22 protein-coding genes are annotated in these 22,989 nt (G+C 60.2%); 7 read left to right on the top strand and 15 right to left on the bottom strand.

Translation table 11 applies throughout. The features are described 5' to 3' along the window. Positions 1 to 2,313, bottom strand: a complete 2,313-nt coding sequence (gene arcB, locus CK910_RS00450; RefSeq protein WP_043554868.1) for an aerobic respiration two-component sensor histidine kinase ArcB — start codon at positions 2,311 to 2,313, stop codon at positions 1 to 3. Between the two features lie 207 nt (positions 2,314 to 2,520). Here arcB and CK910_RS00455 point away from each other — a divergent pair, with 207 nt between their 5' ends. Continuing rightward, positions 2,521 to 3,519, top strand: a complete 999-nt coding sequence (locus tag CK910_RS00455) for a DUF2860 family protein (protein WP_098980660.1) — start codon at positions 2,521 to 2,523, stop codon at positions 3,517 to 3,519. A 69-nt stretch (positions 3,520 to 3,588) separates the two neighbouring features. Here CK910_RS00455 and CK910_RS00460 read toward each other — a convergent pair whose 3' ends face one another. The 4 genes from CK910_RS00460 to CK910_RS00475 all read right to left on the bottom strand — a co-directional run bounded on the left by CK910_RS00460 (position 3,589) and on the right by CK910_RS00475 (position 6,505). Further along, entirely contained in the window at positions 3,589 to 4,287 is a 699-nt protein-coding gene (locus tag CK910_RS00460; RefSeq protein WP_042865686.1) for a DUF3334 family protein, read from the bottom strand. A 98-nt stretch (positions 4,288 to 4,385) separates the two neighbouring features. Next, positions 4,386 to 4,823 (bottom strand): HIT domain-containing protein, encoded by a 438-nt coding sequence (locus CK910_RS00465; protein WP_098980661.1) that lies wholly within the window; start codon positions 4,821 to 4,823, stop codon positions 4,386 to 4,388. A gap of 71 nt (positions 4,824 to 4,894) precedes the next feature. Beyond that, positions 4,895 to 5,527, bottom strand: coding sequence for a DUF2057 domain-containing protein (locus tag CK910_RS00470; RefSeq protein ID WP_043141793.1), 633 nt, complete (start codon positions 5,525 to 5,527; stop codon positions 4,895 to 4,897). A 78-nt stretch (positions 5,528 to 5,605) separates the two neighbouring features. Continuing rightward, entirely contained in the window at positions 5,606 to 6,505 is a 900-nt protein-coding gene (locus CK910_RS00475) for a LysR family transcriptional regulator (protein ID WP_098980662.1), read from the bottom strand. 97 nt (positions 6,506 to 6,602) lie between these two features. Here CK910_RS00475 and CK910_RS00480 point away from each other — a divergent pair, with 97 nt between their 5' ends. Further along, a complete protein-coding gene (locus tag CK910_RS00480; protein ID WP_043141788.1) occupies positions 6,603 to 7,205 on the top strand; it encodes a short chain dehydrogenase in 603 nt (200 codons plus the stop codon). Between the two features lie 125 nt (positions 7,206 to 7,330). Here the strand turns inward: CK910_RS00480 and CK910_RS00485 are convergent, their stop codons facing one another. The 3 genes from CK910_RS00485 to dapA form a co-directional block, all read right to left on the bottom strand. Further along, positions 7,331 to 8,434, bottom strand: a complete 1,104-nt coding sequence (locus tag CK910_RS00485) for a phosphoribosylaminoimidazolesuccinocarboxamide synthase (RefSeq protein WP_172955191.1) — start codon at positions 8,432 to 8,434, stop codon at positions 7,331 to 7,333. Positions 8,435 to 8,576: 142 nt separating this feature from the next. After that, positions 8,577 to 9,701, bottom strand: coding sequence for an outer membrane protein assembly factor BamC (gene bamC / locus CK910_RS00490; RefSeq protein WP_098980663.1), 1,125 nt, complete (start codon positions 9,699 to 9,701; stop codon positions 8,577 to 8,579). Beyond that, positions 9,694 to 10,581, bottom strand: a complete 888-nt coding sequence (gene dapA, locus CK910_RS00495; protein ID WP_042865678.1) for a 4-hydroxy-tetrahydrodipicolinate synthase — start codon at positions 10,579 to 10,581, stop codon at positions 9,694 to 9,696. Before dapA ends, bamC begins: the two co-directional genes overlap by 8 nt. A gap of 285 nt (positions 10,582 to 10,866) precedes the next feature. On the opposite strand from dapA, the gene CK910_RS00500 reads away from it, so the two are divergent. The 3 genes from CK910_RS00500 (at position 10,867) to CK910_RS00510 (ending at position 12,817) form a co-directional block, all read left to right on the top strand. Beyond that, positions 10,867 to 11,400 carry a glycine cleavage system protein R gene (locus CK910_RS00500; protein ID WP_042865677.1) on the top strand — a complete coding sequence of 178 codons (534 nt, stop codon included), beginning with the start codon at positions 10,867 to 10,869 and terminating at the stop codon, positions 11,398 to 11,400. Positions 11,401 to 11,417: 17 nt separating this feature from the next. After that, positions 11,418 to 11,882: a thioredoxin-dependent thiol peroxidase gene (gene bcp, locus CK910_RS00505; protein WP_098980664.1), complete on the top strand. Its 465-nt coding sequence runs from the start codon at positions 11,418 to 11,420 to the stop codon at positions 11,880 to 11,882. Positions 11,883 to 12,316: 434 nt separating this feature from the next. After that, positions 12,317 to 12,817 carry a YfbU family protein gene (locus CK910_RS00510; RefSeq protein ID WP_043556017.1) on the top strand — a complete coding sequence of 167 codons (501 nt, stop codon included), beginning with the start codon at positions 12,317 to 12,319 and terminating at the stop codon, positions 12,815 to 12,817. A gap of 60 nt (positions 12,818 to 12,877) precedes the next feature. Here the strand turns inward: CK910_RS00510 and yfbV are convergent, their stop codons facing one another. Further along, positions 12,878 to 13,318: a terminus macrodomain insulation protein YfbV gene (gene yfbV / locus CK910_RS00515; RefSeq protein WP_042865674.1), complete on the bottom strand. Its 441-nt coding sequence runs from the start codon at positions 13,316 to 13,318 to the stop codon at positions 12,878 to 12,880. A gap of 302 nt (positions 13,319 to 13,620) precedes the next feature. Here yfbV and CK910_RS00520 point away from each other — a divergent pair, with 302 nt between their 5' ends. Both CK910_RS00520 and pta read left to right on the top strand, forming a co-directional pair. After that, a complete protein-coding gene (locus CK910_RS00520; RefSeq protein WP_043556015.1) occupies positions 13,621 to 14,823 on the top strand; it encodes an acetate kinase in 1,203 nt (400 codons plus the stop codon). Between the two features lie 70 nt (positions 14,824 to 14,893). Further along, the gene (pta, locus tag CK910_RS00525; RefSeq protein WP_043141774.1) at positions 14,894 to 17,047 is read left to right on the top strand and encodes a phosphate acetyltransferase; all 2,154 of its coding nucleotides are present in this window, start codon (positions 14,894 to 14,896) and stop codon (positions 17,045 to 17,047) included. Between the two features lie 405 nt (positions 17,048 to 17,452). Here the strand turns inward: pta and ilvN are convergent, their stop codons facing one another. From ilvN to CK910_RS00560, 6 genes are all read right to left on the bottom strand, one after another. Next, positions 17,453 to 17,947: an acetolactate synthase small subunit gene (gene ilvN, locus CK910_RS00530; protein WP_040097800.1), complete on the bottom strand. Its 495-nt coding sequence runs from the start codon at positions 17,945 to 17,947 to the stop codon at positions 17,453 to 17,455. 91 nt (positions 17,948 to 18,038) lie between these two features. Further along, entirely contained in the window at positions 18,039 to 19,757 is a 1,719-nt protein-coding gene (locus CK910_RS00540; RefSeq protein ID WP_043141768.1) for an acetolactate synthase 3 large subunit, read from the bottom strand. A 389-nt stretch (positions 19,758 to 20,146) separates the two neighbouring features. Continuing rightward, entirely contained in the window at positions 20,147 to 20,299 is a 153-nt protein-coding gene (locus CK910_RS00545) for a hypothetical protein (RefSeq protein WP_010673158.1), read from the bottom strand. A gap of 36 nt (positions 20,300 to 20,335) precedes the next feature. Continuing rightward, the gene (locus CK910_RS00550; RefSeq protein WP_098980666.1) at positions 20,336 to 21,445 is read right to left on the bottom strand and encodes an MJ1255/VC2487 family glycosyltransferase; all 1,110 of its coding nucleotides are present in this window, start codon (positions 21,443 to 21,445) and stop codon (positions 20,336 to 20,338) included. Beyond that, positions 21,442 to 21,945 carry a phosphatase PAP2 family protein gene (locus CK910_RS00555; protein ID WP_098980667.1) on the bottom strand — a complete coding sequence of 168 codons (504 nt, stop codon included), beginning with the start codon at positions 21,943 to 21,945 and terminating at the stop codon, positions 21,442 to 21,444. The genes CK910_RS00550 and CK910_RS00555 overlap by 4 nt, the downstream gene beginning before the upstream one ends. A 127-nt stretch (positions 21,946 to 22,072) precedes the next feature. Next, on the bottom strand, positions 22,073 to 22,696 hold the full coding sequence (locus CK910_RS00560) for a TetR/AcrR family transcriptional regulator (RefSeq protein WP_042865668.1): 624 nt from the start codon (positions 22,694 to 22,696) through the stop codon (positions 22,073 to 22,075). Positions 22,697 to 22,989 lie beyond the last annotated feature (293 nt).

Below are 22,989 nucleotides of genomic sequence, written 5' to 3' on the forward strand. Positions count from 1 at the left end.
CTATGAGAGCAGCCAGCGCTTCAATCTGGCGATATCACCCGGACACTCGCGGCGCAGCGACTCTATCCAGTCCTCCACGTTCTCCCACCAGGCGGGGTGATCCGGGCTCTGGATCAGCTGGGCCAGCTGCTGCAGCCGGCGCAGACCGATGGAGCCGGCCGCCCCCTTGATCTTGTGTGCCTCCTCCACCACGCCGGCCTGATCGCGGGCGATCATGTTGGAGTCGAGCACCGCCATGTAGTCCGGCATCATCTTCTCGAACAGATCGACGCTGGAGAGCAGCACCGGCTTGCCCACCGTATCGGCGTAGTCGGTGAGGAAGGGCAAGTCCAGCAGCTCATCCTGGCTGCCCGCATCGGCTTGCTCGTCCGCCTCATCGTCGGCGAGATCCGCAAACAGGTGGCCAATCACCTCCCGCACAGCCCTGGAGCCCAGCGGCTTGTTGATCACATCCTGCATGCCGTGATCCCGATAGTACTGGCGATCGCCGGTGGCGTTGGCGGTGAGCGCCACCATGGGCGGCAAACTGTCGCCGTAGCGCTCAAGCAGCTGGGCCGCCACGTCGAAGCCGGTCATGTCCGGCAGCTGGATGTCCAGCAGGATCAGGTCAAAGTCATCGGGATTGGCCATGGCCAGCGCCTGGGCACCGTCCCGTGCCACCTGCACCTGATGACCGAGCTTGTTGAGCAGGGCGCAGGCCACCGTCACGTTCAGCTCAACGTCCTCCACCAGCAGGATATCCAGGGAGGGCATCTCGGGCTCGGCATCGGCGGCCTGAGGCTCGACGCAGTCCACCTCCAGCTCGGCAGTGAAGCAGGAGCCCTCACCCGGATCGCTGTCCACGTAGAGCTGGCCGCCCATGGCCTGTACCAGCTGACGGGAGACCGCCAGCCCTATGCCGGTGCCGGTGGCGTGTTTCTTGCCCTGCACCTGATAGTACATGGCGAAGATCTTCTCCTGCTGGGCGCGAGGAATACCGACGCCGGTATCCTCCACCTCGAAGTGCAGGGCCAGCTTGCCCGGCTCATCGGCCGCGTGGGAGAGGCAACGTACCGTCACCCCGCCCTCATCGGTAAACTTGACCGCATTGCCCACCAGGTTCCACAACACCTGGCGCAGCCGGGTGCCATCGGCCATCACGAATTGCGGCATGTCGCCGTCCCGGTCGAAATGCAGATAGAGCCCCTTCTGCTCCGCCTGGATGCGCGACAGCGTCTCCAGCTCGTCGAGGAAGGCGGGCAGGTCGATGGGGGTCGGCGCAATTTCCAGCCGGCGCCGGTCGAGTTTGTCCAGATCTATGATGTCATTGAAGATGTTGCCGAGCGTCACCGCGCTCAGGTGGATGGTCTTGAGCTGCTGATGCTGCTTGGGATCGAGCGGCGTATCCATCAGCATGCGGCTCAGCCCCACTATGCCGTTGAGCGGGGTGCGCAGCTCATGGCTGATGGTGGAGATGAAGGTGGTCTTGTCGCGGCTCGCCTTCTCCAGCTTGTCCTGATACTGCTTGCGCTCGGTGATGTCGCGGCCAAAGCCGAGCAGGCCGAGCCGCTTGCCGAAGCGATCGAAGAAGGGCACCTTGCGCAGCTCGAAGTAGGCCTTGCGACCGTCGGGGTACTCCAGCCACTGCTCATAGGTGAGCGGCTCGTTGCTGGCAAAGACCTGCTTGTCGGTCTCCACCACCTTGTTCGCTATCTCCTGCTTGTAGACGTCGAACGGGGTCAGCCCGATGAGTTCGGCCTCCACCTTGCCGGTGAGCTCCTCCATGGCGCGGTTGCAGCCGGAGAACTGTTCGTCTTCGTTGCGGTAGTAGACCAGATCGGGGGAGCAGTCGATGAAGGAGCGCAGCAGGGCCGTGCGCTCACCCAGATGCAGCTGGGCCTTCTCCCGCTGGAACACCTCGTTCTCCAGATCCTCGATCGCCTGCTGACGCAGGGTCTCGGCCCGGTTGGTCTCGGCGATCTGGGCGTTGAGACGGCTGATATTCTCCTGCAACTGGCTGTTGAGCTCCAGATCCCGCTCGCGCATGTCTTGCAGCTTGCGCACCATGCGGGTCAGCCGCTGGCGGGAATCCTCCAGCTGATCCACTACGATGGAGAGAAAATAGACGGCCCAGGGGGTGACCAGCAGGCCAAAGAAGACAGAGCGCACCAGATCGACAACGTCCACTGTGCCGCGCAGAAACAGGGTGACCCCCATCTGGATGGAGACGGCCAGCACTATGATGGCGGTGGCCAGGAACATGCTGAAGCGCACCAGCCCCAGCTTGGTCATCAGGTCGACGTAATATTGCGCCCAGGATTTGATTTGTTTCATCTTGTTGTTTTCTCCCCCATATTCGCCGAACAGAATACCAGCACGGCGCGCCGAACTCTTGTGCCGTCGCACGATAAATTATCGATTAACCTCCTCCTTGCACTGGGGTAGCATGCCGGAGTCAATTCGGTCAGCCCGAGTTAAGCCTGGCTGGCTATAATGTCCGGCTGTTCAATTCAACCATCTGATATTTCAGGAGTCTCATCGATGCGCAATCTCACCCTGCTGAGTCTTGGTCTGCTGGCAGCCAATGCCGCCCACGCCGATCTGGGCGAGATCCCCAAGCAGTCCGGCTGGTCCGGCTTTCTGCTGGGCGGGGTCAACGCCGTCAGCTACAAGTCCAACTTCTATGCCGGCGATGACAACCACAGTCGCATCGATGACCTCGGCGCCCCCGACAGCGAGAGTGGCCTGACGCCGCTGCTCAACGCCGACATCCGCTACACCTTCGCCGATACCCGTACCCAGATCTTCCTCGGCAACCTGATCCAGGATGCGGTGCGCTTCGACTTCACCCAGCAGCTCGGCCTGCGTCAGGAGATGGGTGACAAGGGCATAGTCGCTACCTCGCTGGTGTTCAACGTCATGCCGGTCGAACTGTGGAGCGATCCCTTCGCCACCGGGGTGGATCGCAGCTCCACCGATGTGAAGTCAAAAGGGGTGCGTTTTGCCTGGGACAAGATCTGGGGCAGCAACTTCTACGGCACCCTGACCACCCGGGAAGTGGACATGGATGAGGAGCGCAGCGGCCAGCAGTATGACCAGAGCCACGGCACCCACTACGCCGATATGCTGGATCGCAACGGCAAGATGCACGACATGGAGCTCTCCTACCAGTGGCACTTTGGCGGCAACCAGTTGCTGGAGCCCGCCATCGTCTACAAGGAAGCCCGCCTCGACGGCAGCGCCGAGAGCTTCAAGAACACGGGTCTGAAGCTGACCTACGCCCAACGCGGTCCCCAGTGGTCCATCGTCAGCAACCTCTATGCCGGCAAGCGCAAGTATGACGAGGCAAACCCTCTCTTCGACCAAAGTGCCGATGCGGACGAGTTTGCCATCAACGGCACCTTCTTCTGGCACAAGCTGTTCGGCGTCGATGCCCTCGCCGCCACCTTCACTGCGGCCTATTCCAGGGCCAACTCCGACATCGGCTTCTACGACAGCCAGTCCAGCCGCGTCAGTACCGGCCTGCTCTACAACTTCTAAGCCCGCCCCCGGCAACAAACAACAAGGCCACCCATGGGTGGCCTTGGCATCTTCAGCGTTGGGCTGACGTCAGATACCGAGCGAGTCGAGCAAATCGTCATGCTCGTTGGCGACCGGCGCGGCCACCGGGGCCGGCTTGGCGGCCGCCAGCTTGGTCTGGGCGATCAGGGCATCGGGATCCAGCTCCTCCTCATCCATGCCATCGTTGTGAATGCGGATGAACTCTGTCCTGTCCATCGCCAGCTCCAGATAGAAGATGTTGTTGCGGGCGGTGAAGAAGGTGACCCGGCGCGCTTCCGGGTTGTCGAGGTTGGTATCGACGCTCAGCATCACCTGCTTGTTCAGCGCCAGCATCTTTGGCTGGTTCTGGGTGATGTGAGTCTGCAGATCCCGGCCCACCTTGACGGTGAAGCTGCCGACTATCTGGTTCATCAGCTCGCCCATGACGTTGCTCACCTCGTCCGAGGTGTGGGAGATGGCGAGATCTTCCTTGGAGAGGCCCATGCTGAGCATGTAGCTCTCATAGAGCTCCATGGCCGCAGAGGCGGAGAAGTTGATCACCACCAGGCCGGAGAAGCCGCCATCAAACAGCACGAAACAGCCGATATCCGGCTTGAGGCAGGTCTTGCTGATCCGCTGCACCATGCCGGAGAAACGCACCTGACTCTGGGTCGCCGCACTCAATACATCCGTAACCGAATGACACAGACTCAGCAGCACATCTTCTGTGGTCAATACGGCATCGTTGTCGGCTCTTGTCACTATCATGGGACCTTCCTGAACATCGAAAATGGGCTTATCTATACCATAACTCTAACAGATAGCGCGGCTTGGGCTTCGAAATAGCGAGCCGCCTCTCACTTGACTCAATTATCAGCGGCAAGCGGAATGAAACCGGCCAGATGGCTGAGCTTGAGGCGCCAGCCGGCGGCCTCCTGCTGCAAGCTGGCCTCGTCATGAGGCAAGGAGGGATGCGCTCCCCAGATGGGACCTGGCCATGCCCGATCCGTGGTAAAACGGGCGACATGATGCAGATGCAGTTGCGGCACCAGATTGCCGAGCGCCGCCACGTTGATCTTGTCCGGCCGCAGCGCCTGCTCCATCAGGGTGGCCAGGGCGCAGGACTCCTGCATCAGCTGTTGCTGCTGCGCGGGCGCCAGATGGTGAATCTCCCGCAAGTTGGCGACCCGTGGCACCAGGATGAGCCAGGGATACTGGCTGTCTTTGGCAAGCAGGACACGACAAAGCGGCAGATCCCCGAGCAACTGGGTATCCGCCTGCAGGCGAGTGTGCAATTCAAACATGAAGACCTCGTTGGATAAGGTGGGCGCAATGCACGAAGAGAGCCCCCACGTTACTGCAACGGGCCGCAAACTTAAAGTCGCGGCACGGCCCAGCCGATGAAGCGCTTGCGAAGCTCGGGATCCGCTTTGAGGAACAGCTGCTGCAACTGCCCTTCCAGCTCGCGGGTAGCCAAGGCGGGAGCCGTGGCGCCTGCGGTTGCAGTGGTGGCCACGGCGGCTGTCGTCAGCGCCGCCTTGCCGGCGCCGCGATTGTACTCATCGAGCCGGGCACGCCAGTCCATGCCGAGCAGCATGCCGCTGGTCACCAGCGCATCCTGCTGGATGGAGAGCGCCCGGCCATCCGCCTGCAACGCCACCACGGGGGCCCTGGCATAAAGCTGCATCCCCTTTTCGGTGGCCGGTACGCTGGCCACCAGTTGCAGGCGCTGTTGACTGGCCTGATAGCGCAGCACCTGCGGCTCGGATCGCACCTGCCGATCGTTCTCGCTGCTATTGCGGCTCGGGATCACCCCCTCATAGCGCACCAGCAGTTGCTGCTCTCCGTCCGCCAGGGTGGCGTGCTGCTCATCCTGCAACTTGCCACTGCTCACCGCCAGGATCTGGAAATCCGTTGGCACCGCCACCTCGACCTCGGCCTGCGCCGTACTCATGCCCGTCGCCGCGCACAGCAGCGTCAATCCAACCCAACCCTGATAACCCTTCATGCTCGCTCATCTTCCTGATCGCTGTGATGGGCGCAGGGTAACAGCCGAAGATGACAGAAAAATAACGGCGCAGAGCCCTCACAACAGGTAGTGGGGCCGCTCGGCAAACCACTGGGCCAGCACCTGCTTGAACAGCCGGATCTTGCGCGGAACCCGCCGCTGCTGGGCATGCAGCACGTGCAACGGGTGCAGACCTGTCTGCCACTGATCCAGCACGGCCACCAGCTCGCCGCTCGCCAGCCAGGGCTCCACCAGCATCAGCGGACACTTGGCGTATCCCATGCCCGCGCGGGCCAGTTGCAGTACGGTACTGTAGTGATTGGCCCGCACCTTGCCCTGCACCAGAATGTGGGCCTCCTCCTCTCCCTTGCGAAAGTGCCACTGCTCCCAGGCCGGGTTGTGGCCCTGCAACAGGCAGGGGCGACCGCTCAGTTCATAGGGCGTGGCGGGGAGGCCTTCCCGCGCCAGCAGGGCGGGACTGGCCACCACCACGTCCTTGAGCTGACCGAGCGGCAGCGCCACCAGGTTGTCGGGTATGCTGCTCATGGCGCGCAGGGCTATGTCGTGCTCTCCCTGGCTCATGTCGACCATGGCGTTGGTAAAGTTGAGCTCGACCTGCACTCCCGGGCAGAGCTCTGCAAAGCGGCCGAGCAGCTCGCTCACCATGCGATCCCCCGTGCTGACCGGGCAGGTGAAGCGCAGCCGGCCACTGTCCTCCTCGGTCAGCGCCTGTATGTCCTGCTCCGCCTGGCGGGCCAGTGCGAAGATCTGCCCCGCCTGCAAGTAGAGGGTCTTGCCCGCCTCGGTCAGGCTGAGGCGGCGGGTGGTGCGCTGCAACAGCTGGGCATTGAGGGCGGCTTCCAGGGCGCTGACATGGCGGCTCAGCATCCCCTTGCTCACCCCCAGGGCATCGGCGGCGGCGGAAAAACTGCCCCGCTGCACCACCTCGTAAAAACTGGTCAGATGGGAGATATCCATCATTAGCTCCAATATGGAAACAATGCGTTTATTTTACGCGCTTTTTCTCCCTTTTTATCGCGCTAGAATCAACACATCCCAACCAGGAGTGAAACAGATGAAGATTGTGATTGTGGGTGCCTCCGGCACCGTCGGCTCGGCCGTCAGTGAGTTGCTTGCCAAAGACCACCAGGTGATCCGGGTCGGTCACAGTCGTGGCGATGCCACTGTCGACATGCGTGACCCCGCCTCCATCAAGGCGCTGTTTGCCAAGCTGGGGACGTTCGATGCACTGGTGGTGGCCAGCGGCAGCGTGGCCTTCAATGGCCTGACCGAGATGACGGACGAGCAGTGGCAAGTGGGGATAGAGAGCAAGCTGATGGGCCAGATCAATCTGACCCGTGCCGCTATCCCCCACCTGAATGACAAGGGTTCCATCACCCTGATCAGCGGCATTCTGAGCGAGGAGCCCATCAACTGGGGGGCCAGTGCGACCACCATCAACGGCGCCATAGAGCACTTCGTCAAGGCGGCAGCCTGCGAACTGCCCAAGGGGCTGCGCATCAACGTGGTGAGCCCGACCGTGCTGACCGAATCGATGGACAAATACGCCGCCTTCTTCCCGGGCTTCGTGCCGGTGCCGGCCGCCCGGGTGGCCCAGGCCTACCAGAAATCCGTGCTCGGCGTGCAGACCGGCCAGGTGTTCAAAGTCAATGGCTGACGCCTTGCCAACACAGTTGAAAAACCAATAAAAACGGGCCCCGCACTGGGGCCCGTCTGTTTGTCGGCTGTTCCTTTCGCCACCGGCAAACGTTTGTTTCCCGGCGACAAAAAAAGCGGCGATCCTCAGTCGATCAGACCGTACTGCTCCCGCAGCACCTCGATGATCTCCTGCTTGGGATTGGCACTGCGCACCAGCGGCTGACCAATGATCTTCTCGGCGATCCCCACGTAGGTGTTGGAGATATCCATCATCACCTCGGTCGGCAACTTGTTGTCACGGGCCAGGGCGAAGCGTTCCGGCATGCGGTGCTTGTTGAGCAGGATATCCGGATCCGGGAAGTGGTTGAGCAGCCACTGACGGAAACCCTCTTTGGACTTCTCGACGATCTGGCCGTCGCGCAGGGCGGCGCCATCCCAGATGCGGGAGCTGTCGGGGGTACCCACTTCATCCATATAGATGAGCTTCTCGTTGCCGACCGCGTCCTGGACATAGCCAAACTCGAACTTGGTGTCGACGAAGATCTGATCCAGCTCGGCCAGGGCGTCACTGATGACGTTGAAGCCTTCCTTGAGCAGCACTTCGTAGCGGTCGATATCGGCCAGCTTGCTGAAGTTGAAGCCCTGGTAGTGACGCTCTATATCGGCGCGGGAGACGTTGACGTCATCGGCCTCAGGCACGCCATCCAGCCCTGTCAGCACACCCTTGGTGGAGGGAGTGATGAGGATTTCCGGCAGCTTCTGATCCTTCTTCAGGCCTTCCGGCAAGGTGATGCCGCAGAACTCGCGCTCGCCATCCTTGTAGGCACGCCACATGGAGCCTGTGATGTACTGGCGGGCGATCGCCTCGATCATCACGGGGCGGGCTTTTTGCACGATCCAGACGAAGGGGTGCGGGATGTCCAGGATATGGCTGTCGGCCAGTCCCTTCTCCTTGAACAGCTTGAACCAGTGGCTGGAGATAGCGTTGAGTGCCGCCCCCTTGCCAGGTACGCCGTTCAGCCCGTCCACACCTTGCCAGATGCAGTCGAAGGCAGAGATGCGGTCACTGATCACCATGAGGGCAAGCGGCGCATCGGCTGGCACATCATAGCCTTTCTCCTTGATGAGCCGGGCACTGTCTGCGGGGGTCAACCAGTAGACGCTGCGCACTTTGCCGGAATGGACAGGTTTATCGGTACGGATCGGCAAATCGTCATTCACCGCCAATACTTGATCTGCAAGACTCATGGCTAATAACACTTCCTGTTTGTGGGAGGAATAAAACGGGAGCACAGGGCCCCTGTTTCTGGGGGTTAACATATCAAGCGCATCAGACCCTGTATTTACAGGGGGATTAACCTAACAAAACAGGGGCACTAGGCCCCTGTTTCTATTCTGTTTTTGCTGCCTGGTCAGCCAGGCCCTTGGCGAATGCCTCGGACAGGCTGATGTACATCTGGGAGATGACACCGGACGACACTGGCTTCTTGTCCTTGTCGAACAGTGTGATGGAGGTCTTGCCCCCAGCCATCTCGCCAAGCTGGAAGCGATACTTTTCCTCTTCCAGTTTGAACGGCTCGCTGCCCTTGGCCTTCCAGAAGTCGCTGCCCGGCTCGTCGTACTCGACGTCGATCCAGCCCAGAGACTGCTGGGTATCCTTGATGGTGAAGCCATAGCCAGGCAACACCTGGTTGAGGCGACGCCACACCTGATCAAAGGAACCGTCGGCAATCCAGGCACTCAGCTCGTTGTTGTCCAGCCCCAGCTCCAGCCCCATGCCATCGTTGGCCTTGTGCTGTTCGCGGGACTTGAGCTGCTTGTCGTAATAGAGGGAGAACTGGTTCAGGGCGCGGGTGGCGTAGCGCTGGGCATCGGCCGGCGTCAGCACAGTGCTGGTCTCGCCGTCTATGGTCTCTTCGTGATCCAGTACCCGCACCGACATGTTGACGGCGTGACGCTGGACATCGTTGCGCAGGGTGAACTGGTAACGCTGACGGATGTTGAAGTCGTCATCCTCTTCGCTCCAGCCGTCGAGGGCCTTGGTGTTGTCAAACCAGCCGGTCTGCAACACGCCGGCCTGCTGATCCAGCTTCTCAGTGGTCACCTTGTACTGGGCCAGGAAGTTCATCAGGAAGGCCCAGGTATCGCGCTCCACGCTCTGGGAGGTGCTCAGGGCATAGAAGGCCACTGTGGGCTCGCTGGCATTGGGCACCACCTGGCTGCCCGGTACCACGGTCAGCAGCTGGGCGGGCGGGCGCACGTCAATCTTGGCGCCGAGGGCACCTTCGCGGCTGCTCTCGGGCAGCGCCGGGATGTCGAAGCTGCTGTTAAAGGCGGGGGTACTCAACCCGGCCGGCACCAGGAACGCGCGGCCTTCAAGGCGGGCATCCTCGTACTCGAAACCACGGTTGGCCATCTTGCGCTCTTGGGGTGAGCTACAGGCTGCCAGCACGGCAACGGTCGCCACACTCAGCACCAGGCGCACTGCATTTCCCTTTCCATTTGCTTTAAACACTCGCCATCAACTCCGCAGTGGTCAGTGCTCGCGTCATCGCTTGTTCGCCCTCGGGGGTGAGGTCGGTGAGCGGCAGACGCAAGGTCGCCGTCGCCATCAATCCCAGTCGGGCACAGGCCCACTTCACAGGGATGGGACTCGGTTCGCAGAACAGAGTCTGATGCAACGGCATCAATCGATTGTTGATGTCATGGGCCAGACCGGCATCACCGGCCAGCGCTGCACGACACATGTCGGCCATCTGGGCCGCTGCAATATTGGTGGTGACCGAAATGACTCCGTCGCCACCTTGCAGCATAAAATCACATCCACTGGCATCATCGCCACTATAAAGCGCGAATTCCGCTCCGCACAGCTCACGCAGCAGCGGAGTACGGCTCAGATCCCCGGTGGCCTCTTTCAGACCTATGATGCCGGGCACCCTGGCCAGTCGGGCTACCGTCTCCGGTTTGAGATCGCAACAGGTGCGACCGGGCACATTATAAAGAATTTGGGGCAGACCACTAGCCTCGGCGATCGCACAATAGTGACGATAGAGGCCTTCTTGGGTGGGTTTGTTGTAATAAGGGGTAACCGAGAGACCCGCCACCACGCCCGTTTCGGCGAATCGTTTGGCCAGGGCGATGGCATGGGCAGTATTGTTGGAACCGCAACCGGCGATGACGGGAATGCGTCCGGCGGCCAGTTCCACGGTTTTTTCCACGACGGCAATGTGCTCCTGCTCGCTCAGGGTCACCGATTCCCCCGTGGTGCCAACCGCCACTATGGCGGTGGTGCCTGCGCTGACATGATAATCGACCAAGGCGGCCAGACTGGTCCAATCGACTTCGCCTGAAGCCAGCATGGGGGTAACGAGGGCAACGATACTACCGCGTAACATGGATATTTCTCCCGATTTTCAGGGGCGTTATGGTAAAGCTGCCCCCTTGGAAAAACAAGGGAGGCAGGGGGCAAGCCGTGATACCATTCTGCACAAAAAGCGGTGCGCGAGCGCGACGGCCTGCGCCAATCCCGGGTCTTCTCGACTCGAGACAAGGCTCGCGGCCACGGCATTCTTACAAGGTTGCCATGTACCAGCGCAGGGAATGGCCCAAGGCCGGCACCCGGTCAGGGCGACGCCCACTGCGCTCACATTCGCAACAAGCTAATGGACGAGAGAAGATTTATGACTCACTACCTGGTCGTAACGGCCATAGGCACGGACAGGCCTGGCATAGTCAATGAGGTCACCCGCCACGTCAGTGGCTGTGGTTGCAACATTGTCGACAGCCGTCTTGGTATCTTCGGTAATGAATTCACCTTCATCATGCTGCTGTCCGGGGACTGGAACAGCCTGATGCAACTCGAGATAAGCCTGCCCCTGCGCAGTCAGGAGTGGGATCTCATCACCATGATGAAACGCACCGAGCGCCACCACTCACTGCAGTACGACATCAGCGCCAACGCCGAGATCCTGATCCGTGACCAGCCCGGTATCGTAAGCCAGTGCACCCAGTTCTTCAGCGACCACGGCTGGGACATCCAGGCCATGCAGACCATTACCCTGGAACAGCAACCCTTCAACCTGCTCAAGGCGAGCTTTCAGCTCAATCTGGCCAAGCAGGGAGAGACCGCCGGCTCGGAAACGGCCTTCGCCGGATTCTGTCGCGAACTGGGCGCAGAATCGTTCGAATTCATCGTCAACAACAAACACGCCTGACGGCGTTCGGAGACCCCATGCAACCACTACAGGCTGGTACCCAGGCCCCCGACTTTTCCCTGCCCGATCAGGACGGCAACCCGGTTCGTCTTGCCTCCTTGCGCGGCAAGAAGGTGCTCATCTATTTCTACCCCAAGGCGATGACCCCGGGCTGTACCACGCAGGCCTGCGGTCTGCGTGACGTCAATAGCGAGCTGGCGGCCCTCAACGTGGTGGTGCTCGGCATCAGCCCGGATCCGGCCAAGCGCCTGAAGAAGTTCGAGGAGCGCGACAGCCTCAATTTCCGCCTGCTGGCCGATGAAGAGCACGCGGTGGCCGATGCCTTTGGCGTCTGGGGCCCGAAGAAGTTCATGGGCAAGGAGTATGACGGCATTCACCGGCTGAGCTTCCTCATCGATGAAGAGGGCAAGGTCGCCCACCGCTTCGACAAGTTCAAGACCAGCGACCACCATCAGGTGGTGCTCGACCTCATCAAGGGTTGAACCCGCCCGGCCTGAAAAACACCCAATACAAAAAGGGCCTGCAACTGCAGGCCCTTCGCTTGTCCGCTCGCCAGTCTCGCTGCGTGATGACGGCATCAGCCAGCGCATCCCGGCGGGGCGCCATCTCGGCCGCCCTTTCCTTGCCCCGTCGGCCAGAACCTGTGGTCACGGCGACTGAGTCCTGGTTGTGATGGTCATGCATGCACCTGTATTGGGGCCTTGGCGAGTCCGTTGATACAAGCCAAATGACACCCACATTGTTGCCAGCTCAGGCCGAAACACAAGTGCGCAGCCGCTACCATTAATTAACCCGTCGCAGAACCGTTTTGAGTTCCCGACCCGGCTTTCTCGCCAACCTCCCCTGCCAGATCAAAAAATTCATCTGAGATATGGGTTAACGTGACCCCAGTTTCATTTTCCAGTGAGAAAAGCCCATGAACATGAGCCACACCGAACGCCTGATCCTGAGCAACCAGTACGAGATCCTGGCCAAACTCAATCCGGAGAAAGCGGCGTCTTACCAGCGGGCCAGCACCATCATAGCGCGCGGCTACTGCCTGCAGATCCTCGAACTGGAGAAGAGCTTCGGTCATCTGGATCTGGCCACCTGCCAGGAGGTGATCGACACCCTGGAGCTGCACCATGCGCTGGCCATCTCCTGGGGCAACCTGGATGGCGCCGATCAGGGTGAAATCAATGCCAGCCGGCTGGAGTTCAACGGCTACAGCCGCAGCCAGGAGCGGGAGCTGGCCGACTACGTCTGCTTCCTGCTGGAAGTGGACAAGCGCTTCCCCGAACTCAAGTGCCCGTGCGACGAGCTCTCCAGCGACATCGCCATGCGTGACAAGTACCAGCGCATGCTGACCGTATGGCGCCAGTGCCCCCGTCAGTACAAGCTCTCCATCCAGGAGATCCGCAAGGTATTGGCGGCCTGATCGACATGGATGGAAAAGGCGCCTCTGGGCGCCTTTGTCTGATTGGAGAATCTTGTTCGCCTATTCGTAGAGAAAGGATTTGTCCAGCTGCTTGAAGGCGGCATTGAGGGTATCGGCCAGCTCTTCGTAACGGGGCTGGGCCACCAGTTGGCGATGTCCGCCCTGCTCGTTCATCTTGCCGTTGATCTCGCGATACCAGCTGGCAAGGGAAGGAGGCAGGCGGGTATCGGCGCGCTGACCGAGCCAGTAGTAACCTTGCAGCGGCAAGCTGAGCAGAAACAGCACAGAGGCCATGACCGATGGCCAGTAGTGCAGCTCACCAAGCTGGAACTGCAGCATGACGCTGAGCACCGCCAGTGCCGGGATGATCTTGAGGGCGAATTCGGTGGCCTTGATCACCCGGTTCTCGGGAAACATGGAATTAAGCTCGGGACGGCGGGGCCAAAGGGTCATATAATGACGGCCTTGCTGTAATTTAGTTCCAAAAATGTTCATGCTCATGCTACCTCCGAGCTTTTTTTGAACGTATTAACGGCAAAACCTCGACTATATTTGATGTGCAATAACAAAGGTTGAGGATGACTTTGTTATTTTTCAACAATCGGGTTATCCTTTGTACGCCCAATTTTTGCGCCAACGGCCTGCCGTTGCGCTGTCAGGGACGTCTGGATTTCGGGTCTTGTATCACTATACAAGGGGCAAGCAACAGATTGCCAACCCTCATAAGGATAAGTTGAAAGTTTTTGGACGCAACGCGTCCAACGCATCCTCCTACACAACCCAATCTGCGATAGGATTTATTCATGAGTAAGCTGGTTCTTGTACTTAACTGTGGCAGCTCGTCCCTGAAGTTTGCTGTCATTGACGCAACCACCGGTGATGATCTGTTGTCCGGCCTGGCCGAGTGTTTCAACCTCGACGACGCCCGCATCAAGTGGAAACTGAATGGCGAGAAAGGCAGTGCCGATCTGGGCGCTGGTGCCGCTCACCAGGAAGCGCTGGACTACATCGTCAACAAGATCCTGCCGCTCAATCCGGAACTGTCCAAGAATCTGATCGCCATCGGTCACCGTGTTGTTCACGGTGGTGAGCGCTTCACCTCCTCCGTCGTGATCTGTGATGACGTGATCGCCGGCATCGAAGCCGCCGTACCTTACGCACCGCTGCACAACCCGGCTCACCTGATCGGTATCCGTGAAGCCCGCCGTATCTTCCCGGCCCTGGCCGACAAGAACGTGGCCGTGTTCGACACCGCCTTCCACCAGACCATGCCGGAAGAAGCCTTCCTGTACGCCCTGCCGTACAAGCTCTACAAAGAGAACGGCATCCGTCGCTACGGCGCGCACGGCACCAGCCACTACTACATCAGCCTGGAAGCAGCCAAGCAGCTGGACAAGCCGGTGGAAGAGCTGAACATCATCAACTGCCACCTGGGCAACGGCGGTTCCGTCTGTGCCATCAAGAACGGCAAATCCGTTGATACCTCCATGGGTCTGACCCCGCTGGAAGGCCTGGTCATGGGTACCCGCTCCGGCGATCTGGACCCGGCCATCATCTTCTTCCTGCACGACAAACTGGGCATGAGCGTGGCGGATATCAACACCATGCTGACCAAAGAGTCCGGTCTGCAGGGTCTGACCGAAGTCACTTCCGACTGCCGTTTCGTTGAAGACAACTACGACAGCAAAGAAGAAGCCAAGCGTGCCATGGACGTTTACTGCTATCGCCTGGCCAAGTATATCGGCGCCTACGCCGCCGCCATGGACGGTCGTCTGGATGCCGTGGTCTTCACCGGTGGTATCGGTGAAAACTCCGCCCCGATCCGTGAAATCACCCTGAACAAGCTGGGTCTGCTGGGCTTTGACGTCGATCACGACGCCAACCTGAAGGCTCGTTTTGGCAAGGGTGGCGAGATCACCAAGGCTGGTTCCACCAAGGCCCTGGTTATCCCGACCAACGAGGAGTGGGTCATTGCCCACGATGCGCTGGAACTGGTCGGCGCATAATTTCGCTGTAGAGCAAGGCCGCCCCAGGGCGGCCTTTTCCTGATCCCAAAAAATGAGCAAGGGGTATTAAGTGGCACGCACTATTATGCTTATCCCGGTCGGCACTGGTGTCGGCGTAACTTCCGTGAGTCTTGGCGTTGTCCGCGCCATGGAACGTCACGGTGTCAATGTCAGCTTCTTCAAACCGGTCGCCCAGCCGCGTCCGGGTGAAACCGGTACCGAGCGCTCCACCGCCGTGATCCGCGCCGCTGCCAACATCAACCCGCCCGAGCCGTTCGCCCTCTCCTACGCCGAGAACATGATCACCTCCAGCAACACAGATATCCTGCTGGAAGAGATAGTGGCCCGCTTCGAAGAGCACGTGAAAGCGAGTGGTGCCGAGGTGCTGGTCATCGAAGGCATGGTCCCGACCGACAAGCAGCCGTTTGCCAACAAGCTGAACTACGACGTCGCCAAGGCGCTGGATGCCGACATGGTGTTCGTGACCCATCCGGGCAACGACTCCAGCCAGAAGCTGAAAGAGCGCATTGAGCTGGCCTGCTCCAACTTCGGTGGCGTCAGCAACCCCCGTATCGTGGGTTGTGTCATCAACAAGGTTGGCGCTCCGGTTGACGAGCACGGCGTGACCCGCCCCGACCTGACCGAGATGTTCGAGGCGCACCACCACACCTCCGAAGCGGCTCACAATCTGGAAGTGCTGCAGGTGTTCGGCAAGAGCCCACTGCGCATCCTGGGTTGCATCCCCTGGAATACCCAGCTGATCGCCCCGCGCGCCAAGGATCTCGCCAAGCATCTGGCCGCCAAGATCCTGCACAAGGGTGAGCTGGACAGCCGTCGCCTGCAGACCGTGACCTTCTGTGCCCGTTCCATCCACAACATGGTTGAGCACTTCCGTCCGGGCAGCCTGCTGGTGACCTCCGGCGACCGTTCCGACGTCATCGTCTCCGCCTGCCTCTCCGCCATGAACGGCGTCAAGCTGGGTGCCCTGCTGCTGACCGGCAACTATCATCCGGAACCGCAAGTGCTGGCCCTGTGCCAACAGGCCATGGCCACCGGCCTGCCGATCATGATCACAGGTACCAACACCTGGCAGACCGCCGTCAGCCTGCAGAACTTCAACGTCGACATTCCGGAAGATGACCGCGAGCGTATCGAACTGGTGCAGGACTATGTGGCTGGCCACATCGACAAGCACTGGATCGAGTCTCTCTCCGCCAAGTCCACCCGTTCCCGTCGTCTGAGCCCGCCGGCATTCCGTTATCAGCTGACCGAGCTGGCCCGTCAGGCCAACAAGCGCGTCGTGCTGCCGGAAGGCGAAGAGCCGCGTACCATCAAGGCTGCCGCCATCTGTGCCGAGCGTGGCATCGCCCGCCCTGTGTTGCTGGGCAACCCGGAAGAGATCCGTCGCGTCGCCGAACAGCAGGGCGTGGTGCTGACCGACCGTGTCGAGATCATAGATCCGCTGGAAGTGCGTGAGCGCTATGTGCCGCGTCTGGTCGAGCTGCGCAAGAACAAGGGCATGACCGAAGTGGTTGCCCGCGAACAGCTGGAAGACAACGTGGTGCTGGGCACCATGATGCTGGAGCGTGGCGAAGTGGACGGTCTGGTATCTGGCGCCGTGCACACCACCGCCAACACCATACGTCCGCCGATGCAGATCATCAAGACAGCCCCGGGCTCCTCGTTGATTTCGTCGATCTTCTTTATGCTGCTGCCTGATCAGGTGCTGGTGTACGGCGACTGCGCGATCAACCCGGATCCCACTGCCGAGCAGCTGGCCGAGATCGCCATCCAGTCCGCCGACTCCGCTGCCGCTTTCGGCATAGAGCCGCGCGTCGCCATGATCTCCTACTCCACCGGTACCTCTGGCGCCGGTGCCGATGTAGAGAAAGTACGTGAAGCGACCGAGCTGGCCAAGGCCAAGCGCCCCGACCTCATCATCGACGGCCCGCTGCAGTACGATGCGGCCATCATGGAGAACGTGGCCAAGTCCAAGGCACCGAACTCACCGGTTGCCGGTAAAGCCACCGTGTTCGTGTTCCCGGACCTGAACACCGGCAATACCACCTACAAGGCAGTACAGCGCTCCGCTGACCTGGTTTCCATCGGCCCCATGCTGCAAGGCATGCGCAAGCCGGTCAACGACCTGTCCCGTGGCGCCCTGGTTGACGACATCGTCTACACCATCGCCCTGACCGGTATCCAGGCAGCTCAGGCCGAGTAATCGACCTTCAGCCGACCCTATGAAAAACCCGCCGAGAGGCGGGTTTTTTTATGGCGGACGGGCGACATGTTGATCCGCAAGATCAAATCAGGATCCTGACAGGATCCCAATCCTCATCGCCAGCGCCTGCCTGGCAAGGGAGAGAGGATAAGCAAACACTCACACCCGCCAGAGTGGATTGCACAATTGCACCCCAGCAGAGATCAGATCCAAATACCCCTTTAAGATCAGCTAACTAACGCTAGACACACCGCTAATCTACAGAGTTTTCCACAGCTTTTGTGGATAGTTTACTGATCATTTGAAAGAAAATGACAGACTCGCACTTCCCCCTTGCTCACCTTGCGCCCATGAAAAAGGGCTCCGCAGAGCCCTTTTGGAATAACAGCCTCATCGGCGAAACAATCAGGGGCGCAGTGCCTTGTCAGCCCGGGAGATACCACAAACCCCCGAGCGCACCACCTCGATGATCTCGTTGGTCTGGGCCGCGGTCTTGATGAAGGCGTCCAGCTTCTCGCTGGTGCCCACCAGCTGTACCGTGTACTGCTCCGGAGTCACGTCGACGATCTGGCCACGGAAGATGTCCGCCAGCCGTTTCAGCTCGTCGCGAGCGCCACCGGCGGCACGCGCCTTGATCAGTGCTATCTCCCGCTCGATATGCTCACCCTCGCTGAGATCGCACACCTTGAGCACGTCCACCAGCTTGTGCAACTGCTTCTGGATCTGCTCCAGCACCCGCTCGTCGCCCATGGTCACTATGGTCATGCGGGACAGAGTAGGATCCTCGGTCGGTGCCACCGTCAGGGTCTCGATGTTGTAGCCGCGCTGGGAGAAGAGACCTACCACGCGACTCAGGGCGCCGGATTCGTTCTCCAGCAGTACTGAAATGATATGCCTCATCAGGTCCTCTCCGTCTTGCTCAGCCACATCTCGTCATTGATGGAACCAAACTTGAGGTCCCTGAGTACGACCGAAATAATGTGCCCCATTGTCAGGTCCTCTCCGTCTTGCTCAGCCACATCTCGTCCATGGCGCCAAACTTGATCTGCATCGGGTAGACATGCTCATCCGGATCGACCGAGATGTCCATGAACACCAGCCGATCCTTCATGGCGAAGGCCCTCTCCATGGCACTCTCGAGCTCCGCCGGATCGCTCACTGCGATGCCGACGTGGCCATAGGCCTCCGCCAGCTTGACGAAATCGGGCAGGGATTCCATGTAGGAGTGGCTGTGACGGCCGCCGTAGAACATCTTCTGCCACTGCTTGACCATGCCGAGGGCGCGGTTGTTGATGGAGATGATCTTGATGGGCACACCGTACTGCAAACAGGTGGAGAGTTCCTGGATGTTCATCTGCACCGAGCCGTCACCGGTGACGCAGCAGACCACGGCATCCGGGTTGGCAAACTGGGCGCCCATGGCGGCCGGAATGCCGAAGCCCATGGTGCCGAGGCCACCGGAGTTGATCCACTGGCGCGGCTTGGCGAACGGATAGTAGAGCGCGGCAAACATCTGGTGCTGACCCACGTCGGAGGCGACGAAGGCCTCCCCCTTGGTCACCTTGTAAAGCGCCTCTATGACCTGCTGCGGCTTGATCAGGGTGGGATGGGTTTCATAGGCCAGACAATTGCGGGAGCGCCACTGGGCGATCTGGCTCCACCAGTCCGCCAGCGCCTGCTTGTCGTTGTCGAAGCCGCACTCGCGGATCACTTCCAGCATCTGCTCCAGCACGGTTTCCACCGAGCCGACGATGGGCACATGGGCCTGCACCGTCTTGGAGATGGAGGTAGGATCGATATCGATGTGAACTATGGTGGCGTTGGGACAAAACTTGGCCACGTTGTTGGTCACGCGGTCATCGAAGCGGGCACCCACGGCGAAGATGAGATCCGCGTTGTGCATTGTCTTGTTCGCTTCGAAGGTACCGTGCATCCCCAGCATGCCGATGAATTGCGGATGAGTGCCGGAGAAGGCCCCCAGCCCCATCAGGGTGGTGGTCACCGGCAGGTTCAAGAGCTCCGCCAGCTTGGTCACCAGATGATCCGCATTGGCATTGATGGCGCCGCCGCCCACGTACATGACGGGGCGCTGCGCCTCCACCAGCAACTTGGCGGCCCGCTTGATCTGGCCCTTGTGTCCGGCCTTGGTCGGATTGTAGGAGCGCAGCGAGACGGTCTCGGGATACTGGTAGGGAAATTTCTCTTTCGGGTTCTGCACGTCTTTGGGCAGATCTACCACCACGGGCCCCGGGCGGCCACTGGCGGCTATGTAGTAGGCCTTCTTGATGGCCTCGGGGATCTCGCTGGCCTTCTTGCACAGGAAGCTGTGTTTCACCACAGGACGGGAGATGCCGATCATGTCAGTCTCCTGGAACGCATCCTCCCCGATCATGCTGGTCGGCACCTGGCCGGACAGGATCACCAGGGGGATGGAGTCCATGTAGGCGGTCGCGATCCCCGTGATGCAGTTGGTGGCGCCGGGACCCGAGGTCACCAGCACTGTGCCCACCTTGCCGGTGGAGCGGGCGTAACCGTCCGCCATGTGCACCGCGGCTTGCTCGTGCCGCACCAGGACATGCTCCATCTTGCCGTTTTCAAAGAGAGCGTCATAGATGTCGAGCACTGAGCCACCAGGGTAGCCGAAAACGTGCTCAACTCCCTGATCTTCCAGCGCTCTAACCACCATCTGGGCGCCTGATAACATCTCCATGATAAAGCCCTCCAGGCTTTGCTCCGTTAAGCGAAAGCTATCAACAGTCCGCTGCTTCCCGGCAGCGCCGGTCCGTGTTTTGTTGTTGTCTGAATACGGGCCAGGCGAGTTCGGTGCCGTCGATAGTAGAAAAATAGGTTTTTTCCATCATTCACCCGCAAAGCGGGTGAAAAACCAACTTAACCCGCTTGTGAACGCTTGTCCACGGCTTTGTCTGACCATAACAGTCATAAATTTCAAACAGCTATTAACATTCAGTGACTTGGTGAAATGGGTGGGAACAATGCTGGGAAGATGGGGGACTGGCTAGCGGATCATGCTGTCACAACGAGGCAATCTGGAAAAAAATAGCCCGCCCCATGGGGCGGGCCGCCGAGCAGAGCACAGACTTACTGTTCGTCTTCCGGCTCTGCCAGCCAGATCTGCTGATCCGGGTCCGTCTCTTCGCAGACAGAGATGCTGACCCCCATGTCCAGCAATTCGTGCAGGGTCAGGTTGTCTGCCAGGGTCATGGTGTCGCCGTTTTCATTGGTAAAGCGCATGGTGTCCGTCCTCTCCTTGGTGGGATCGCTTTCAGTCTAGTCAAAGGCGCTCACTTGCGATAACCAACTGCTGCTCAACGGGCATCCGCCTTCCAGCTCGCTCAAGCGATCACACACCTCTTCCGGAAACAGGGTGCGAACCCACAGCCGGCGCGAGAGCTCGGCCACGCTCTCCTTTGCCCCGTCCGCCAGCCAGCCCGCCAGTTCGCCCGCCACATCGGGATAGAGGATCTGGCCCGGGGCCGAGGCATCCAGCCAGGCCCGCACCGCATTGGCATCGAGTGCATCCATCAGCCGGGCCAGCCCCATCAACTCCAGCGTCTTGGCGTTGGTCAACTGCTCGAACTGTCCCCCCAGCGGCTTGACCAGCAGCTTCTTGCCGAGCATCAGCGCCTCCGAGGCTAGTTCGAAACCGCCGTTGGTGATGACGCCGCGACAGCCGGCCAGCACCTGCTTGAAGCTTTCCCGCGCCTGCGGCTCGAACGCTATGTTGCGCCACTGGCTGGCGCTGCGAATGGCCGGGTGAAAGCAGACGAAGCGCTGCTGGTTGAAGCGCGACAACAGGGCCGCGATAGCCTCGGTCTGCTCAAACGGCAGATAGACCAGGATCTGCTGATTGTCGTGGGCCTGGGCGATGGGATCTATGATGGGCGGCAGCAGCGGCTGGCCGAAGTGAAACCAGTGCAGTCCGAGGGACTGGCAGACCGGGGCGAAGTGGCGCATCAGCTGGCGATTGAAGCCGCTCTCGCCCCAGCGCGGGATCGGCCAGTCGAAGCTGGCCTGATGGCTGATGGTGAGGCTGGGCTTGCCCCAGCGACGGGCAGCATGGGCACTGAGTGGCTCGAAGTCGCTGATCACCAGGTCGTAATCGCGACAATCCAGGGCCCGCATGTCCCGCCAGAAGCGCAGCGGCGAGAGCCCCTTGAGGGTACGCCAGCCCGAGATGGCACCCTCGTGGCTGACGAAGGTGATGCCGGCAAAGGTGCGATAATCGCCGAACTCGGCCATCTCGAAATAGCCGTCGGCGGGGCGACCGCTGAACAGGTAGTCGACCTCAAGCCCACGGGCGCGCAGCGCCCGCGCCAGGGTGCGACTGCGGCTGATGTGACCGTTGCCTGTGCCCTGAACCCCGAACAGTATCCTCATCCCTGACTCCAGCTGAGCGCCAGCAGGGCGCAGCCACCACCGAGCAGGGCCCCGGCCACCAGATCGCTCAGATAGTGCACCCCGAGCAGCAGGCGTGATGCCCCTACCAATGCGGCCCAGGCAAACAGCAAGGGCGCCCAGAGCGGGAAGCTGGCGTCCAGCACGGTCGCCATCAGGAAGGCGGCTGCGGTATGGCCGGAGGGCAAGCTATAACGATCGGAAGGGGTGATGAAGACCGGCAGGCCTGCCGGTCGCTGACGTTTCAGCGCGTTCTTGAGCAGCAGATAGAGCGGCAGTTCGATGGCAAACGCCAGCAGGGCCACCCCCACCAGCTCACGCTCCGCCTCCCCCTGCCACCAGAGCAGGGCGGCCAGCACGGCGTAGAGCGGGCCGTCACCGGTACGGGAGATGAGTCGGCTGATCCTGGCCTGCGGCCGGTTGTAGGCGTGGAGCAGGCAGATGCGGCACACCTGCAGGTCCCATTGCTGGATCTTGTTCATAACCCCTCCTTCCCTGAAGTCTCAGTGCAGACTAGGGCGGCGAGGTGACACTTGGTTGACGGTCAGATAACAGATTGATGAAAAAAAGGGCCGAATGGCCCTTTTTTACGACAAGCGCGGCAAATGATCAGTTCAGGGTGCCGCGCAGGCCACTCTCCATCAGCCGGCAGTTGTGATCCGCCAGACGGGCCATGAAGTGCTCATCCACTGTCAGGCCAAACACCTGCTCGTAGAGATCCTTCATCACGAATGGTTGCCACATCATGCTGAGGAAGGAGATCTTCAGCATCTCGGGATCCAGGTTGTCACCCAGTTCACCGTTGTTCTTCATGGACTCCAGCAAGGCATCGAACTGGGGCAGTTGACGCTCCAGCAGACGATTCAGCACAAAATCCCGACCCGGGCTCTTCTCGGTCGATAATGCGCTGGAGATGGCGGAGGTCAGTTCGCTGTTGGGGGCCATCACCTGATAGTAGGTGTTGAGCAGATCATTGAGGCTGCGATTGCCGGTCTCATCATGCCAGGCCTGGTCCAGCGGCTCGGCGACATCGCCCAGCACCGCCTTGTAGAGGCCCTCTTTACTGCCGAAGTAGTAATGGATCATCGCCAGATTGGAGCCAGCCAGCTCGGCGATCTCGCGGGTAGTGACCTTGCTGTAGGGCGTATTGAGAAAACGCTCACGAGCAGCGGAAAGCAACTTGTCACGAATGTCAGAACGCCCGACCGGACGACCAGGTCTACGTTTTTCCATTGAATACCTCAGATAATTCAGCAAAAACTGATAAGTCGATCTGATTGCGCAGGTGATCGAGTACAGCAGGAATGACCAGATAATCGGGCAAGGGCCGAATATGGGACAAGTAAATTTGCACTCCTTTACAATCCGATTAAATAAACCAGCGGATTGAACCTGTGAGTTCGGGTTGACACAGCATAAAAATCTCGATATTGGTAAAAGCGTTATCGACTGGAAGGATTGACTCATCATGCCTATTGCCGCTCCGCTACTACTACTCTCCCTAATCGCGACCAGTCGCGCGGGAT

This window comes from Aeromonas sp. CA23, from assembly GCF_002587065.1.
Lineage (GTDB): Bacteria > Pseudomonadota > Gammaproteobacteria > Enterobacterales > Aeromonadaceae > Aeromonas > Aeromonas bestiarum.